Consider the following 15,785-nt stretch of genomic DNA (forward strand, 5'->3'; position numbering starts at 1 on the left):
ACGCGCCAGAATGCGAGGTAGGAGCAGGGAAGGCGTGTGATTACCTGATGGCCTCATAACCGGTGAACATGGCAACCAGGCCCTCGGGTGCGTTGGGGCCAAGACACATGTTCAGGATTCTTTCCGACTCGACAGCTTCGGCCGCGCTGCGAGGAAAGAGATCCTTCTCATACGCGATAAGAGCGGCCTCGATGTCACCTGGATTCGCGGCGATGGCCTTTCCTAGTTCAGCGCCATCGAACATGGCGAGGTTGGCCCCTTCGCCAGACGGCGACATCAGATGCGCCGCATCGCCGAGCAACGTCACTCCGGGCACGCGCGCCCACCTGTGCTCGACCGGGAGCGCATGAATCGCGCGCGGCACCGGGGCGGTCTCAGCATCGGTGATGAGCGCTCTCAGTGCCGGCGCCCAGCCGTCGAACTCTTCGGCGACGCGGGCCAAGGCAGTCGCCGGGTTGGAGAAGTCGATGCTGTCGATCCACTCCTTGGGCTTGTTCAACTCCACGTACGTGTGTAGCACCCCATTGGGTTCGCGGTGCGCGGCGATGCCTTTGCCGGGTGTCAGCGCGAACAGCGCGCCACCGCCGACCGCTTCCGCGCTCGCCTTGTGACGTGTGTCGCTGTCAAACAGGTACGTCTCGATGAACGACGTGCCGACATATGCCGGCCTGGCATCGGAAAGAAGGGGGCGCACTCTTGACCAGGCGCCGTCGGCGCCCACGAGGAGGTCGGCAGACACCGTTGTGCCATCGGCAAAGGTCAATTCGTGCCGTCCATCGCCGAGTGCGGACACCGCTGTGACTTTGTGTCCCCAGCGGACCGTGTCAGCAGGAAGCGAGTCGAGCAGAATCCTGCGCAGCTCGCCTCGCGGAACCTCAGGCCGACCGCCTGTGCCGTCGTCGGGCTCTTCAAAGAGGACCTTGCCGTCCTTGTCGAGCACGCGTGTTGCCTGCCCGCCGGCGTGGATGATTGCGCGGAATTGATCGAAGAGTCCCGCATCCTTGAGCGCGAGTTGCCCGTTGTTTTCGTGGATATCGAGCATGCCGCCCTGCGCCCGCGCGTTTGCCGAGGCTTCCGCTTCGTAGATCGTCGCAGTGATGCCATGGACGTGGAGGACGCGGGCAAGAGTCAGCCCGCCGAGCCCCGCGCCGACGATCGCAACTGAAGTATTCATCCTGATTCCTCGATAGCCGGAGGTAGCCGCAAGTTACGGGCACTCAATGGAACGTCATTCCAGAGTAATATTGGAACAACATTCCATAGGCGTCAAGATGAGGCAGGGTAAAAAGGCACGTGGCACTCAACGGCGCGAGGACTCGCTGTCGCCGGATCGAATCATCGAGGCGTCGATCGCGCTTCTCGACAGCAGCGGAGAGAAGGGCCTGACTTTTCGCGCACTGTCCGAGCGGCTCGCCACGGGGCCTGGTGCTATTTACTGGCACATCGCCAGCAAGAACGATCTGCTGACCGCTGCGTGCGACGCCATCGTCGCTCGCACGATGAGCGCGCCTGTGGATGACGCGACGCCGAAAGCAACCATTCGCGCGCTCGCGCTTGCCATGTTCGACGCGATCGACGCGCATCCCTGGGTTGGCTCAGCACTGACACGTGCCCCCGGGCAGTTGCCGATGGTGCGCGTTCTCGAACGCATCGGCCAGCCGTTGCGCGCTCTTGGCGTGCCAGACGAAGAGCAGTGGGCGACGGTGTCCGCGCTGCTGAGCTACATCCTTGGCGTCGGTGGGCAGAACGCGGCGAATACGCATTTCGCTCGCGAGCAAGGCCTCGATAGAACCAACTTTCTGGACGAGGTGTCGACTGTGTGGTCTCAGCTCGATCCGGATGAATACCCGTTCACTCGCAGCGTTGCGAGACAGATGAGCGCTCACGACGACCGTGTCGATTTTCTCGTTGGAATCGATCTTATGCTTGACGGGATTGGGGTAGCGCGTGATCGCTGATATCGGGCGCGTTACACCGGCTGTGCACACACATGCCCCTTCATCGATAGACCAGCAAAATGAACTTTGATCTGTCCGACCTGCGCGCGTTCGTCGCCTCCGCCGATTTCGGCAGCTTTCGCGCCGCCGCCGACTCGCTGAATATCTCGCCGTCCGCGCTATCGCGCCGCGTGGAAAAGCTCGAATCGGCGTTGGGCGTGCGGCTCTTCGAACGTACGACGCGCAAGATGGAACTGACCGTCGCGGGCCGCTCGTTCGTCGAAAAGGCGCGCAACGTGCTCGCCGAACTGGAAAGCTCGCTGTTCGGCATGGAGGATCTAGGACGCCGGCTGACGGGACTCGTCACCATCGCCTGCGTGCCGTCGGCGGTAAGCTTCTTTCTTCCCAATGCCCTCAAGGCCTATCACCAGACCTATCCCGGCATCCGCGTGCGGCTGATCGATGAAACGTCGTCTGTCGTATTCCTCGCGGTGGCGCGGGGCGAAGCCGATTTCGGTCTCACCTATATTGGCACGCAGGAACCCGACATCGAGTTCACACCGATCCTGCAGGATCCGTTCGTGCTTGCCTGCCAGCGCGATCATCCGCTGGCGGGCAAGCGCTCGGTGAGCTGGGCGGAGATCGCACAGTACCCGGACTACATGCTGCTTGCGCAAGGCAGCGGCAACCGGACGCTGATCGACAGCGCGCTCGCCAATGCAGTGCGGCAGCCGAGCTGGTTCTGCGAAGTGCAGCACGTTCCTGCGCTTGTAAGCATGATCGAAGCGGGACTTGGCATCGGCATCGTGCCCAAGCTCGCGCTGCCGCGCGACCGTCATCGCTCGCTCGTCAGCATTCCGGTGACGGGCCCGAGCGTGGTGCGCACGCTCGGTGTGATCCGCCGCAAGAACCGGCCGCTGCCGGTGGCCGCGCAGCATTTCTTCGATCTGCTCGTGCGGGCGCGCGGCGGCACCCGTCAGCGCGCAAAGTCACGGGCGACCGCCTGAAAACGCGTGTTTCCATGCCTTTCCGGCAGGCGCCGGATTCGTGCGTGTGACGCGTCAATCAAGCGAAAAAATGCGTTTGTCATGGGAATCGGTTTGGTCCGATCATGTGTGAAACCCGGCGGCACCACACGGCAGCCGCATGAACCGCACGGTTTGCAGATCGAAGGAGACGACCCGTTCCATGACCCAGTCCACGTCCACAAATGGCATCGTCAGCAAGGCACGGCTGACCGAACTGTCGGTCGAAGCGCTCTGTGCGCTCGGCCTGAATCGTACCGACGCCACCGACGCCGCCACCATTCTCGTGCTGGCGGATCTGTTCGGCTTGCGTACGCACGGCACGAGCCGAATCGAATCGTACGGCTCACGCCTGCGCATCGGGGGCATCAATCCCACGCCGTCGATTACGTCGGAGCAGGTTGGCCCCGCGCTTTACCGGCTCGACGGCGATAACGGCGTCGGCCCTCTCGTGGGCTTCCGTGCTCTCGAACTGGCGATGAAGGCCGCGCGCGAACAGGGCATCGCGTGTGTGTTTGTGCGTGGGAGCAATCACTTCGGTCCCGTTTCGCCGTATTCCTACCTGGCCGCGGCGGAGGGCTTTGCCAGCGTCATCGGCAGCAACGCGACGACGACGATCGCGCCATGGGGTGGCACCGACGCGCGGCTTGGCAACAGTCCTGTGGGCTTCGGTGTACCGAATCCCGGTGGCCGTCCGTTCATTCTCGACATGGCGATCAGCGTCGTCGCGCGCGCCAAGATTCGCAACGCGCTAAAGCGTGGCGAAGCGATTCCGGGCGACTGGGCCACCGACGCGCAAGGCAAGCCGACCACGGACCCGAAGGCCGCGCTCGATGGCTTCCTGCTGCCAATCGGCGGCCATAAGGGCTATGGCCTCGCGCTGGTCGTCGATCTGCTCGCGGGGCTGCTTTCCGGCGCGGCTTATCTGACGCACGTGAAGTCGTGGGAAAACGAGCCGGACCAGCCGCAAAACCTTGGCCACTTCTACATCCTGATCGATGTCGCGATGCTCGGCAGCGGCGCGTGGCTCGCCGCGCGCATGGCCGACTATGCCGCGATCCTGCGCGGCTCCGCGCCGGCCGATCCGAACGCGCCCGTGATCGTGCCTGGCGAGATCGAGCTGGACCGGCTGGACCGTCAGATGGCCGACGGCATCGATATCGGCGCAGCGCAGCTCGCGATGCTGGAAGCGGCCGCGCGCCCGCAGAGCTGAAGCGCCGGTTCGCGCATGATCCGCGCATCAGGCGGAGACGCGCCGGCGAGGAGACACGCGGCGGACTCAGGCGGCCCATCACGGCGCTTGGCCCGCAAGCGCATAACGACATTGGAGGAGCTACAGGTGACGAAAATCCGCTGGCGCATCGTCCTGCTGCTGTTCATCGCGGGTTTCATCAACTACCTGGACCGGTCGGCGCTGTCTGTCGCGGCGCCGGCGGTCATGCAGGAGCTGCACTTGTCGCCAGCCAACCTGGGGCTGGTGTTCTCGACGTTCTTTATCGGCTATGCGGTGTTCAACACGATCGGCGGCTGGGCGGCCGATCGTTGGGGCGGCAAGCGCGTCTTTTCCGGCGCGATCCTGATGTGGTCCGTGTTGTGCGGAACAACCGGCCTCGCCACCGGCTTCGGCTCGCTGCTGGTCATCCGTACGTTTTTCGGCATGGCCGAAGGACCGCTCGCGACGACCATCAACAAGATCGTGAACAACTGGTTTCCCCACAAGGAATCGGCCACCGCCTTCGGCTTCGCCAATTGCGGCCTGCCATTGGGCGGCGCGGTTGCGGGTCCAGTCGTCGGACTGCTGACCGCGGCCTACGGCTGGCGCATCGCATTCGCCGGCGTCGCGTGTCTCGGGTTGATCTGGCTGGTGTTCTGGCAATTCATGACCACCGATCGGCCGCATCAGCATGCGCACGTATCGGAAGAGGAGCGCAGGCTGATCGGTTCCGACCGTGCCGTCTCGGAGGATCCCGCTGATCTGAAGCCACTCGGCGCTTACCTCAGACAGCCCGCCATTCTCGCAGCGATGATTTCGTACTTCGGATACAGCTACATCCTGTTCTTTTTCCTCACGTGGTTCCCGAGCTTCCTGATGATGGACCGTCACCTGAGCCTGAAAAGCATGAGTCTCGCGACGGTGCTGCCGTGGCTGCTGGGCTTCGTCGGTTATGGCTTGAGCGGCCTGCTGTCCGATCTGATTTTCCGCCGCACGGGCAATGCGCTGCGCGCGCGCAAATGGGTGCTGATCGTGTGTCTTGGCGCGGCGGGCATCTGCGTCGCGCTCGCAGGCACCGTGACGACCACGCTCAGCGCATTGCTGCTGATGGCCGTCGCCGTGTTCGCGTTGTATCTGAGCGGCAGCACGTACTGGGCGCTGATCCAGGACACGATTCCCGGCGCGAAGCTTGGAAGCGTTGGCGGATGCGTGCATTCGATCGCCAACTGCGCGGGTATCATCGGCCCTGCAGTGACGGGTTTTCTCGTGCAGCGGAGCCATACCTTCTTCAGCGCTTTCGTGCTGGCGGGGGGCATTGCGCTCGCGAGCGTGCTCGCTGTCGCGATTCTTTTGCGGCCGGGCTTGCCCGGCCGGCTCAAGGCGAGCGAGGCGCGCATAGCCGGTTGAAATCACTGCCCACTGCATCTGGGAACTCGCCGTGAAGCATCGACAGCGGCCCACACGAACCGAATCTCGAACCTACTCATAGCCATGAAAGCCGATCCGTCTGTCATTCAAGCCTTTACGCCCGCAGGCAAGCTGCGCGCATCCATCAACCTCGGCAATCCGATTCTCGCGGGTAAGGATGCGTCGGGCACGGTCGTCGGGGTCTCGGTCGATCTTGCGCGCGCTTTCGCTGCAAAGCTCGGTGTGGAACTGGAACTCGTTGTGTTCGATGCGGCTGGCAAGTCCGTTCAAGCGGTTAGCGAAGAGCGCGCCGATTTCGGCTTTTTTGCCGTCGATCCGTTGCGAGGTGAGACCATCGCATTCACCGAACCGTATGTGCTAATCGAAGGCTATTACCTGGTGCGCGATGCCTCGCCGATTCGCGACAACGCGGACGTCGACCAGCCTCAGCATCGCGTGGCTGTCGGCAAGGGCAGCGCCTATGATCTGTTTCTTACGCGCGAACTCAAGCATGCGCAGATTGTGCGCGCGCCCACCTCGCCGACGGTCGTTCAAACGTTCCTCGACGAGAATCTCGAAGTCGCGGCGGGGGTCAAGCAGCAGCTCGAAGCCGATGCGCGCAACGCGTCTGGCCTGCGTCTGATCGACGAGCGCTTCATGGTCATCCGCCAGGCGATGGGTGTGCCCAAGAGCCGTGGTGCCGCGGCGGCACATGCGTTGCACGCGTTCGTTGAAGAGATGAAGGCGTCCGGCTTTGTCGCCGAGGCTCTCGAGCGGCATGGCATCGTCGGCGCAACTGTCGCGCCGGCTGCTTGACGCGAGGGGTGCGGACCGGTAGCGACTAGCTGGCGTGTGGGCGTTCAGGGCCCCACTTGTACGAGAAGGCCATCGATGATGCCGTTGTCAGCGAGATGAATGCGCCAGGTAGAAGACCCCGAATCGTGCGTAACCTGATAGATGTCCCAACCCTGGTTGCCCACACCCACAAACCGGACATTTTCAACAGGACCTATTCGATCCAGGTCTTCTTTGATTCTGGGCAGTTGCTCTCGCGTGGCCTCTTGCAAGCCGGTCGACATTTCGGCGTAAAGCGGATTTCCTGACTGCAAGCCGTCAATGTTCCGGCGAAGTGCAGATTCGCTTCCCGGAGTTGCAGTCTGGCTCTTGACCTTCGCAGCGAGCGTTGCCTCCATCTTTTCCGCTTCGGCAGAATCGATTCGCGGCATTGTGATATCGCGGCCATTCTGGTGATGGATCAAGGCAGTAACGTGGCCTTGATCATCAACCACAAACGTCTGCGTCGCCTTGACGACCTTTGCAAAAAACTCTGTGTTGCTCATGGGATACTCTTCAACCCATCCTTGCCCTGTAAGCTGGAGGGCCAGATGGTCGCCTTCGCGTCGGACTTTCATCACCGCTGTACCGGTAAACTTGTACGTGCCAACATATCGATCCAGAATTTCAGCAGCTACGGGCACTTGAGTATGTTCGCTTGAAGCTTCGTTCATGATAGGTGGGCTCACTTGTGCGGCCAGAGTGACCAGGGTGATTGACATACATCCTAGAAGTACTGCGATTAGCAATTTCCGCTTGGCTGGCTTCCTTAGCATCAGCTTTAGACGTCGCTCTAAAAATGATCTGGACTCCGACATGCCAGCTACTGAGCCGATGTATCGCGATTGCCGTTCTCCGACTGCGATTAGCGTTTCGCCGTAAACAGAAAACCTGTGTCCGGCCTCCAGGACTCTCGCGTCGCAATCGACCTCGATGGCGTACCTGAGTCGTCTCAATTGCCACCAAAGTGGCAAATTCCACGGCATCAGCGCGATCAGGCAGAGTGCGATCGTGAGCAGTCTCGGGTCATGAGCGTCGATGTGTGAACTCTCGTGCGCCATGACAGCTGCCTGTTGCTCCAGAGGCGAATCGAGGAGCCAGGCTGGCAAAACAATCTGAGGGCGGAGAAGGCCAACAACAGCGGGGCCAGCGTCACTCGATAGATACACTGAAACGCCGCAGACTGATGCAACAGTCCATTGCCGTTTGCGCCACTGCAAATGTGTTGCGCTGATCAGCAAAGCCAGAATCATCAATATCGACGCTCCAAGCCATACGTCTTTGGCATGGAGTTCAGCGTATTGAAACGTTGAAGAGCCACTGTCGTGATTTTCGACCCAGACTGCGGGAGATAGACGCGTCGACGTGATCTTATGCAGAGCGATTACGTTCGGGGGCACCGACGGTTTCAGGTCCTCGGGGATTTCGATTGAAACCGACGTCATGAGCGCTGGAATGGCCAGCGATGCGACGATCGCGAGAAGCCAGAACCCTCTGCTGGGCGATCGCCGGTCCCGTGCGGAGTGTTCGGCAATGAGCGCAGCCACGGATAGAACCGCCGACACCGACACCGCGTAAATCATCCACGTCAGCATGCGGGCTACTCCTCGTCTGGTTTTTCTTTCAGTAGCTCACGCATACGACGAGCTTGCTTGGGCGTGAGATTCTTATCTGCCACCAGGTGCGCAAATAACAATTCCGTTGATCCACCGAATAGCTTGCTCGTGAGGTGCCGCAAAGCGCTTTTGCGCGCGGCTTGCTGCTTAACGGCTGCAGTGTAGCGGTGTCCCCGACCCTCTTCCACGTGGGTTACATAACCCTTGCTTTCCAGCGTGCGAAGGATCGTCAAGACAGTGGTGTAGGCGAGGTCATCTGCGAGTCCAGCACGAACTTCGCTGACAACCGAGGGGCCGCGTTCCCATAGTATGTGCATGACGTCAGCTTCGCGGTCGGTCAGCGAGATGTCCAAAATGCCTCCTACTAAAGATGTAGTAGATCGTAGGATGAACGTCGTGTCTTGTCAACTAGCTTTATAGTAGATGCGAGTGCGATCGCCAGGATTTTCACCGAGATCTCAAGGCGTTCAGGCAACCTTGCGTCGCAGCTGGCCAACGGATAGCAAGAGCGCAGACACGAGAAAATAGACGGCGCCCACCGCTGCATAGCCAGCCACTTTGGCAATAGCGGGAGGCATTGGCGCATGGGCTTGTACGATGAAAAATGCACCTGCCAATGCCGACTGTCCGCCGCTCAGGATCATCGCCCACTGCGCACCGAAGCGCTTCCAGCGGCGGACGGCAGTGCCGAGCTGAAGCAACCCGGCAAGTATGGCCCAGACGCCAAATACGCCGAGAACACCGTTCATGTTCACCGTCCACGCCACGATCACTGCAACCGCTGTCAGGACGCTGATGAGGACGTTCGTGGCCTGGGTACGATTTTCAGCCATCCCACCGCTACGCGACATGTCGACGTAGTTGGCCAGTGCATCCCATGCAGGATAGACGACGAGCAAGACAGCCGCGCCGACCGGGGAGTGCTGTCCGATGGAGAAAGCAAGTGCGACCCAGATAGCGGAAAACGCGGTCCGAATAAAGTAATAGTGCTTGAGCCAGCGTTCTTCCCGAACGCGAGTGATATCTTCGTGATGAGCAACCATTGCGACTCCTTAAAGTTTTGACAAAGGCGGCCCGACTGCACGTGATCTATCGCACGGCTAAGGCTCGCGTCGGTAGAGAGGATCGCACTTGGCTTGTCTCTGCGGTATCGGTCAAATGACCGACTCTGGCTAATACCGGTTCGAATGCAGCGACCGGCCAGAAGGCAGCGACGGTTCGATTGCGAAAGCGGTGGTGGGCGCTCTTGTACCGGCGGTGGTGGTTGTGGTCGCCGCGTGTAGACTGGCAGGATCGGATGCGTCTGGTCTTTCGCGGGCTCATGAACTTGCCGGCTCACGCGATTGTCCAGTCTGTCTCTACTCCTCAGGTACTTGATCGGAAAAGGAGAAGTTATGGCAAAGGATGAGATTGTCTGGGGGATCCTGGGCGCCGCGAAGATCAACAACAAGGTTGTCGTGCCCATGCACAGCGCGCCAAAGTGTCGGGTGAAGGGCATCGCGTCGCGATCTCAGGAGAAGGCTCGGGAAGCCGCCGCCAAATATGGTCTGGCCGTGGCATACGACAGCTACGAGGCGCTTCTGGCGGACCCGGAAATCGACGCGGTTTATATTCCGCTACCCAATCACATCCACGTGGAATGGACGATCAAGGCCGTCGAGGCAGGCAAGCACGTCTTGTGTGAGAAGCCGATCGGGCTGGACGCCCAACAGGTCGAACAGCTCATCGCTGCGCGCGACAGAACCGGCCGTTACATACAGGAAGCGTTCATGGTTCGCACGCATCCGCAATGGTTGAAGGTGCGGACCTTGATCGACGAAGGTGTGATTGGCGAATTGCGGGCAGTGACCGGCGGCTTCACCTATAGCAACACGAACCCGAACGATATCCGCAACCAGAGCGAACTGGGCGGAGGTGGTCTGCTCGATATTGGTTGTTATCCCATCACAACGTCACGCTTCGTTACCAGGTGTGAGCCGGGGCGGGTGGTTGCCCTGATGGAGCGGGACCCAATATTCGAAGTGGACCGGCTCGGCTCCGTGCTGATGGATTTTGAAGGTGTGCAGGCGAGTTTCTTCTACTCCACCCAGACCTATAGCTATCAGCGGATGCAATTTCACGGCACGAAGGGGCGGATCGAAGTCGAGATTCCATTCAATGCGCCAGCCGATCGACCGACGCGTCTGTTAGTGAGCGAAAACACCAGCGCCGGTGTCGCGACTGATCGCTGGGTGGAACTTCCTGTGTGCGATCAATATGGCATCGCAGCGGCCACGTTCGCCGAGGCGATATTGAGTGGACGCCCGCAGGCTATACCACTAGAAGATGCACGCGCGAATATGCGAGTGATCGATGCTGTGTTTCGCTCGGCTCGATCTGGCGCGTGGGAGAGAATCCCGGAAAGTTGAGGTGCTTCGCGGGGGCATCGCGTTACGTTACACGTGCTCGCTCGTTGAGGTGTTCCTCGACACATCCACTTTGGAATGCGGCTTTCCGAGTCGGCGTTCGCTAATTAACGCATTGATTTGAATGGTATTTTTTCGATCAATTCCTTCGTCTTACAAATCGGCATAGGTCTTGCAGTTAGCTCCCCGCAGCAGATAACCACATTTGCGGGGGAGCTAAACCATGAACAGATTCAAACTGTCGGCGATCGCGATGTGCGTGTCGTCGATGATCGTCCTGACGGGCTGTGGAAGTACGCCGACGAAGCCGGGCGGAGTTGGAGCAGGTGCTGGAGCAGGAACAGGTGGTGGTACGCCTACACCCACGCCGACGCCAACGCCAACGCCAACGCCAACGCCGACGCCGACGCCGACGCCGACGCCGACGCCGACGCCGACACCGACGCCGACGCCGACGCCGACGCCGACGCCGACACCGACGCCGACGCCGACACCGACGCCCACGCCGACACCAACGCCGACACCAACGCCGACACCAACGCCGACACCAACGCCGACACCAACGCCGACACCAACGCCGACACCAACGCCGACACCAACGCCCACGAGCGCCAACCCGCTCGGCGTAGTGGTCCAGAACGCAGGCAACGTCGTGACCAGTACCGGCCAGACGGTATCGTCGGTGGGCAACCAGATTGGCCTCACGCCGATTCCCGGCGCGAATCCTGCCACCACAATAGCGCTCGGCAACGTTGTGTCGAATCTCGGCGCCGGCGTTACTGCATTGGGCGCGGGCGCGACGAACGGCCTCGGACAGTTGGGCAATTCCACCAATCCGCTAGGCCCGACGGTGTCGAGCACCGGCAACCTCGTCTATGACGCGGGCCAGGCGGTCAACAGCGCCGGCCAACTCGTAAGCAGCCTGGGCAGTGGTCCCACGGCGCCGCTTAGCCCGCTGACCACGCCGCTCGGCAACACAGTCTCCACGGTCGGCAATGCTGTCAGTGCGCTCGGGACACAACTCACCACCACGCTGTCCACAGGATTCATTCAGCAGGTGACGCAAACAGTGAGCGCGCCCATCACGCCAATCACAACCGTTCTCACGCAGACGACTCAAACCATCGGCGACACGACCGGTCTCGGCTCGCCGCTGAACGGCTTGCTGTCGACGATCGGTCACGGACTGGATGGCGCTGGAACCAAGCTCAGTGGTGCGACCGGCAATCCGATTGGACAGAATCTCGGCAATGTCGTGACAGCAGTCGGCAACACCGTCACGTCGGCCGGCGGCCTGCTCACGGCAGGCGGTACACCAGGCAACCCGCTCGCACCGCTGACCGGCATTCTCACCTCGTTACCCGGCACCTTGAGCGGCGTGGCAGGCGGCGTGAAGAGCGGCGGCACCAGTCCACTTGCGCCGGTGACGTCGTTGGTGACCACGCTAACCGGCTCACTCGGTACGGTCGCGGGCTCGGGTACGGGCGGCACGAGCGCCGCCGGAAATCTGCTTGCGCCGGTCACGGGGCTGGTCAGTACCTTAACGGGTGCATTGAGCGGGGCGACGACGGCCACAGGCACATCTGGCGGCGGATTGCTTGGCGGCCTCGACGGTTTGGCCAGCAAGAAGTGACAGGATAGGAAAGCGATGCAAACGTCCGCCCAAGACGTCAAATGTCTTGGGCGGCGACACAACTAAAAACTTCGGTATGCAGATTATCGACCGCGTCACTTTCAGAAGAGATCATTGCCCACGAGAATGCCCTTCGGCAGCACTGCAACGCGTTCATCGTCGACACGTGCAAGGGGCTCGATAATCTCGTTTGCATCGACATCAACGCCGTTGCCCATGTCGGGAAACAGGAACGGCTACGATTAAGCTGCGCGGGGCGCCTCGACCGCTTCCAGAACTCGCCCAAAGAACTCGTTCGCGTGCGCAGGATTCAACCACCGGACGATTACGGTCATGCGTCGCTCGGGCTCGATCCATGTGAAGGAGCTGCCGGCTCCGACGCCGAAATAGCTCGACGCCGGCACGCTCGGGAAAATCTTGCGATCGGTATTGAGCCACACAAGGTAACCGTAAAACGGCGCAATCGCACATGGCGTACGCATACGCGCGATCCACTCGCGAGACAGAATCTGCCGGCCGTCAACCATGCCCTCGTTCAACAGCAGTTGCGCCACTTTGAGCTGATCGTTCGCGCTGACGGACATACCGCCGCCCCAGTGCGTCCCGCCCGGCACGGATTGCATGCGCCGGCCATCCATCTCCACCCACGCATTGTCGTAGCCAACCCATTGCCAGTTTTCGCTCGCGCCCGCGGGGCGCATGATCGCCTCGCGGAACACCTCGGGCAACGGTTTTCGGAACAGATGAAGCAGCGCCAGCGAAAGCTGGTTGATACGCACGTCGTTGTATTCCCAATACGTCCCGGGGCGCTGCAAAGGACGCAGATCACCTTTTTTGCCGTCTGGTGGTGCCGCGAAGTTGACAGCGCGATAGTGGTCCGCCTGATCGGACAGGCCAAAGTACGTGCCCTGCCATTCGCTTGTTTGCTGCAGCAGATGAGCCCAGGTCACGGCGGCATTGTGCTCATCGTCAAAGCCGATGCCGGGCACTCGCACGTGCACCGGTTCGTCGACGTCCGGCAGCAGGCCGCGGTCGTAGGCAATGCCTGCGAGTAGCGCCAGGTACATCTTCGCGACGCTGAAAGTCAGATCTGCCCGGTCGGGCTCGCCCCATGAGGTCAACACGCGTCCATCGAGTGCGATCGTGCCGGACACGGGACCGCGGTCATGCACCGGCCCGAGCAACCGGTTCCACGGTGGTGGGTCGTTCACATGCACGCCCCACATGCCATCCACATGGCGGTCCCAAAGCGACTCATGATCAACTGCAAACTGCACCGCTTGTTCAAAATCGTATTGCATTCGTAGAATCCCGGTTGGTTCGAAGGGCCCGGCTGACCTAGTGGGCATTCAAACGTGCCCGCGCCCACACCACCGTGAACAGACTGATGATGGCCGCGAACATCAGATAGAGGCCGGGCGCCAGATTATTGCCTGTGGCCTCGATCAATGCCGCCACCGCGAGCGGCGTGAAGCCGCCGAAAACGGTCGTGCCGATGTTATAGCCGAGCGCCATGCCGGTGGTGCGGGTGCGGGTCGGGAACAGCTCGGACATCAACGCAGGAATCGGCGCGAAGTAGGTGGCCTTCAGCAGGGCGACCCACACCACCGCGGCAAGCAACGTCGCAAGCGACGGATGGGCGTTCATGAACATGAACGCAGGATAGACCGTGAAGAAGAACAACGTGCCTGCGACCAGCATGATGCGCGTGCGGCCTACCTTGTCGGACCAGTGTCCGACCACCGGTGTCAGCACCATCATGATGAACCCGGCGGCCAGCGTCGCAATGAAGCCTGACGATGGCGCGAGGCCGAGTTGCCGCGCCGCATACGTCGGCATGTACAGCAGCATATAGTTGGCCGTGGTGGTGAGCACCAGCGAGCCGATCGACACCAGCACGCGTTCCTTCTGGGTAGCCAGTAGTTCACGCACCGGCGAACTCGACTTCTCCGCCCGTTCGAACTCCGGCGTTTCATCCATGCGGCGCCGGATATAAAGCCCGATTGGACCGATCAGCATGCCGAACAAAAAGGGAATGCGCCAGCCCCAGCCTTCGAGCTGAGGCTGCGTCAACGTGCCGGTGAGCACTGCGCCGAACGCCGAAGCGAGCAGCGTGCTTGCCCCCTGGCTCGAGAACTGCCAGCTCGCCATGAAGCCTTTCCGTGCCGGCGCATGCTCGATCAGAAACGCCGTGGAGCTGCCGAATTCGCCGCCAGCGGAAAAGCCTTGCAACAGACGCGAAACGAAAATGCCGATCGGCGCGACCAGGCCGATCGTGGCATAGGACGGCATCAGCGCGACCATCCCGGTGCCGAGCGTCATCATCGAAATCGACAGCGTCAATGAAGCCTTGCGGCCCTTGCGATCGCTATACGAGCCGAGCGCCAGCGCACCAAGCGGCCGCGCCAGATATGACAAGGCGAACGTGCCGAGCGTGAGCAGTAGCGACACCGTCTTGTCATGCGTTGGGAAAAACAGCCGCGACAGCGTGGTGGCAAAGTACCCGTAGACAATCAGGTCGTAAAACTCGAGCGCATTTCCAATGGACGTTGCCAGGATCAGGCGTGATACCCCGGCGTGCGAGACGGGCTTGGCGAGGGATTCGCTTACTACGGCTGCTGAATCAGGGCTCATGGAGGCGTCCTTGGTCGACATCGTTCTCCGTCGTGACGCGCCGTGGGCGCGCGCCTGGCTCGTACGAAGCAGTGTAACGATCTTGGCGTGGACGATATTTGTGGACAATTACAATATTTGGCAGATATCGTTGCCGAAACGGCAAAGCGGGGAAGCCTGACCGAAATGGACAATACTGCACTGCGTTACTTTCTCGAAGTCGCCCGCAGCGGCTCGCTTAGCAAAGCGTCGGAGCGGCTATACGTGGCGGTGTCGGCGCTAAGCAGGCAGATTGCGAAGCTCGAAGAGGAAGTCGGTGTGGCGCTGTTCGAACGGCGGCCGCGCGGGATGGTGCTGAGCGATGCGGGACGTGTGCTTGCCGAACACGCGCGGCGCAGCCTGCTGGAAACCGAGCGCGTCACCGACGAAATTCGCGGGCTGAGCAATGGCAGCCGCGCGACGATTCGCGTGGCAAGTTCGGAAGGGGTCGCGCCATATTTTCTGCCGCAGGTATTTGCACGCTTCCTGAAGACGCATCCGGCGACGCAGTTTCAACTGGATGTGTCTGCGCCATCTGTCGCGACACAACGCGTGCGTGAAGGCACCGCGGATATCGCCGTGTGTTTCAGCGTCGCGCCGGAGAAGGACATCCATGTGGTGTATTCGCAGCTGGCGCCGATCTTCGCACTGGTCAGGCGCGATCATCCGCTTGGCGCACGCGAGTCCGTCTCGCTCGCGGATCTGATGGCCTGGCCGCTCGCCATCGACAACCAGGGTGTGACGATCCGCCAGATGTTCGATATTGCGTGCAGTCTGGAAGGCCTGGTTTTCGAGCCCGTGTTCGTTAGCAACTACCACGCTGCGCTGCAGAGCTTCGTGCTGCTTACCGATGCTGTCACGCTAACCGGCTTCCTGACCGTGCGCAGCCGCCTCGTAATGGAGGGACTCGCAGCCGTGCCGATCAGCAATCCCGAACTACACCAGCGCAGGCTTCAGGTTCAGACGATGGCCGGCCGCACGTTACCGCATGCATTGCAGGCGTTTGCCGAACTGCTGACAGGCGCGATCCACGATCCTGCTCTTCTCGACTGACTCATTGAGA

At 61.2% G+C, this 15,785-nt stretch carries 13 protein-coding genes and 1 pseudogene; 8 read left to right on the plus strand and 6 right to left on the minus strand.

Annotated elements, in window-relative coordinates:
- Positions 1 to 40 precede the first annotated feature (40 nt).
- Positions 41 to 1,174, minus strand: a complete 1,134-nt coding sequence (locus P3T20_RS31610; protein WP_429288872.1) for an FAD-dependent oxidoreductase — start codon at positions 1,172 to 1,174, stop codon at positions 41 to 43.
- Positions 1,175 to 1,271: 97 nt separating this feature from the next.
- Between P3T20_RS31610 and P3T20_RS31615 the strand changes: the two genes are divergently transcribed.
- From P3T20_RS31615 to P3T20_RS31635, 5 genes are all read left to right on the plus strand, one after another.
- Entirely contained in the window at positions 1,272 to 1,958 is a 687-nt protein-coding gene (locus P3T20_RS31615; RefSeq protein ID WP_429288873.1) for a TetR/AcrR family transcriptional regulator, read from the plus strand.
- Positions 1,959 to 2,017: 59 nt separating this feature from the next.
- Entirely contained in the window at positions 2,018 to 2,944 is a 927-nt protein-coding gene (locus tag P3T20_RS31620) for a LysR family transcriptional regulator (RefSeq protein ID WP_074267334.1), read from the plus strand.
- A gap of 181 nt (positions 2,945 to 3,125) precedes the next feature.
- Entirely contained in the window at positions 3,126 to 4,175 is a 1,050-nt protein-coding gene (locus P3T20_RS31625; protein WP_429288874.1) for an Ldh family oxidoreductase, read from the plus strand.
- A 126-nt stretch (positions 4,176 to 4,301) separates the two neighbouring features.
- Positions 4,302 to 5,582, plus strand: coding sequence for an MFS transporter (locus tag P3T20_RS31630; RefSeq protein ID WP_074267336.1), 1,281 nt, complete (start codon positions 4,302 to 4,304; stop codon positions 5,580 to 5,582).
- A gap of 84 nt (positions 5,583 to 5,666) precedes the next feature.
- Positions 5,667 to 6,398: an ABC transporter substrate-binding protein gene (locus tag P3T20_RS31635; RefSeq protein ID WP_074267337.1), complete on the plus strand. Its 732-nt coding sequence runs from the start codon at positions 5,667 to 5,669 to the stop codon at positions 6,396 to 6,398.
- A gap of 44 nt (positions 6,399 to 6,442) precedes the next feature.
- Here P3T20_RS31635 and P3T20_RS31640 read toward each other — a convergent pair whose 3' ends face one another.
- The 3 genes from P3T20_RS31640 to P3T20_RS31650 all read right to left on the minus strand — a co-directional run bounded on the left by P3T20_RS31640 (position 6,443) and on the right by P3T20_RS31650 (position 9,075).
- Positions 6,443 to 8,011: a M56 family metallopeptidase gene (locus P3T20_RS31640; RefSeq protein WP_074267338.1), complete on the minus strand. Its 1,569-nt coding sequence runs from the start codon at positions 8,009 to 8,011 to the stop codon at positions 6,443 to 6,445.
- A 5-nt stretch (positions 8,012 to 8,016) separates the two neighbouring features.
- Positions 8,017 to 8,385 carry a BlaI/MecI/CopY family transcriptional regulator gene (locus P3T20_RS31645; RefSeq protein ID WP_074267339.1) on the minus strand — a complete coding sequence of 123 codons (369 nt, stop codon included), beginning with the start codon at positions 8,383 to 8,385 and terminating at the stop codon, positions 8,017 to 8,019.
- Positions 8,386 to 8,499: 114 nt separating this feature from the next.
- A complete protein-coding gene (locus P3T20_RS31650) occupies positions 8,500 to 9,075 on the minus strand; it encodes a hypothetical protein (protein WP_074267340.1) in 576 nt (191 codons plus the stop codon).
- Positions 9,076 to 9,426: 351 nt separating this feature from the next.
- Here P3T20_RS31650 and P3T20_RS31655 point away from each other — a divergent pair, with 351 nt between their 5' ends.
- Entirely contained in the window at positions 9,427 to 10,440 is a 1,014-nt protein-coding gene (locus P3T20_RS31655) for a Gfo/Idh/MocA family protein (protein WP_074267341.1), read from the plus strand.
- 517 nt (positions 10,441 to 10,957) lie between these two features.
- Positions 10,958 to 12,034, plus strand: a pseudogene (locus tag P3T20_RS31660) (collagen-like triple helix repeat-containing protein); the annotation flags it as partial.
- A gap of 278 nt (positions 12,035 to 12,312) precedes the next feature.
- Here P3T20_RS31660 and P3T20_RS31665 read toward each other — a convergent pair.
- The gene (locus tag P3T20_RS31665; RefSeq protein ID WP_429288875.1) at positions 12,313 to 13,371 is read right to left on the minus strand and encodes a serine hydrolase domain-containing protein; all 1,059 of its coding nucleotides are present in this window, start codon (positions 13,369 to 13,371) and stop codon (positions 12,313 to 12,315) included.
- Positions 13,372 to 13,408: 37 nt separating this feature from the next.
- Entirely contained in the window at positions 13,409 to 14,704 is a 1,296-nt protein-coding gene (locus P3T20_RS31670) for an MFS transporter (RefSeq protein ID WP_074269305.1), read from the minus strand.
- Positions 14,705 to 14,869: 165 nt separating this feature from the next.
- Here P3T20_RS31670 and P3T20_RS31675 point away from each other — a divergent pair, with 165 nt between their 5' ends.
- On the plus strand, positions 14,870 to 15,775 hold the full coding sequence (locus P3T20_RS31675) for a LysR family transcriptional regulator (protein ID WP_429288876.1): 906 nt from the start codon (positions 14,870 to 14,872) through the stop codon (positions 15,773 to 15,775).
- The last annotated feature ends 10 nt before the right edge of the window (positions 15,776 to 15,785 follow it).

The organism is Paraburkholderia sp. GAS206C (genome assembly GCF_050435645.1).
GTDB classification, from domain to species: domain Bacteria; phylum Pseudomonadota; class Gammaproteobacteria; order Burkholderiales; family Burkholderiaceae; genus Paraburkholderia; species Paraburkholderia phenazinium_B.

Bases quoted from the DNA above. Each gene is read 5' to 3' on its own strand.
- P3T20_RS31610 (WP_429288872.1), bottom strand. From the start codon at position 1,174: ATGAATACTTCAGTTGCGATCGTCGGCGCGGGGCTCGGCGGGCTGACT.
- P3T20_RS31615 (WP_429288873.1), top strand. From the start codon at position 1,272: ATGAGGCAGGGTAAAAAGGCACGTGGCACTCAACGGCGCGAGGACTCG.
- P3T20_RS31620 (WP_074267334.1), top strand. From the start codon at position 2,018: ATGAACTTTGATCTGTCCGACCTGCGCGCGTTCGTCGCCTCCGCCGAT.
- P3T20_RS31625 (WP_429288874.1), top strand. From the start codon at position 3,126: ATGACCCAGTCCACGTCCACAAATGGCATCGTCAGCAAGGCACGGCTG.
- P3T20_RS31635 (WP_074267337.1), top strand. From the start codon at position 5,667: ATGAAAGCCGATCCGTCTGTCATTCAAGCCTTTACGCCCGCAGGCAAG.
- P3T20_RS31640 (WP_074267338.1), bottom strand. From the start codon at position 8,011: ATGCTGACGTGGATGATTTACGCGGTGTCGGTGTCGGCGGTTCTATCC.
- P3T20_RS31650 (WP_074267340.1), bottom strand. From the start codon at position 9,075: ATGGTTGCTCATCACGAAGATATCACTCGCGTTCGGGAAGAACGCTGG.
- P3T20_RS31655 (WP_074267341.1), top strand. From the start codon at position 9,427: ATGGCAAAGGATGAGATTGTCTGGGGGATCCTGGGCGCCGCGAAGATC.
- P3T20_RS31665 (WP_429288875.1), bottom strand. From the start codon at position 13,371: ATGCAATACGATTTTGAACAAGCGGTGCAGTTTGCAGTTGATCATGAG.
- P3T20_RS31670 (WP_074269305.1), bottom strand. From the start codon at position 14,704: ATGAGCCCTGATTCAGCAGCCGTAGTAAGCGAATCCCTCGCCAAGCCC.
- P3T20_RS31675 (WP_429288876.1), top strand. From the start codon at position 14,870: ATGGACAATACTGCACTGCGTTACTTTCTCGAAGTCGCCCGCAGCGGC.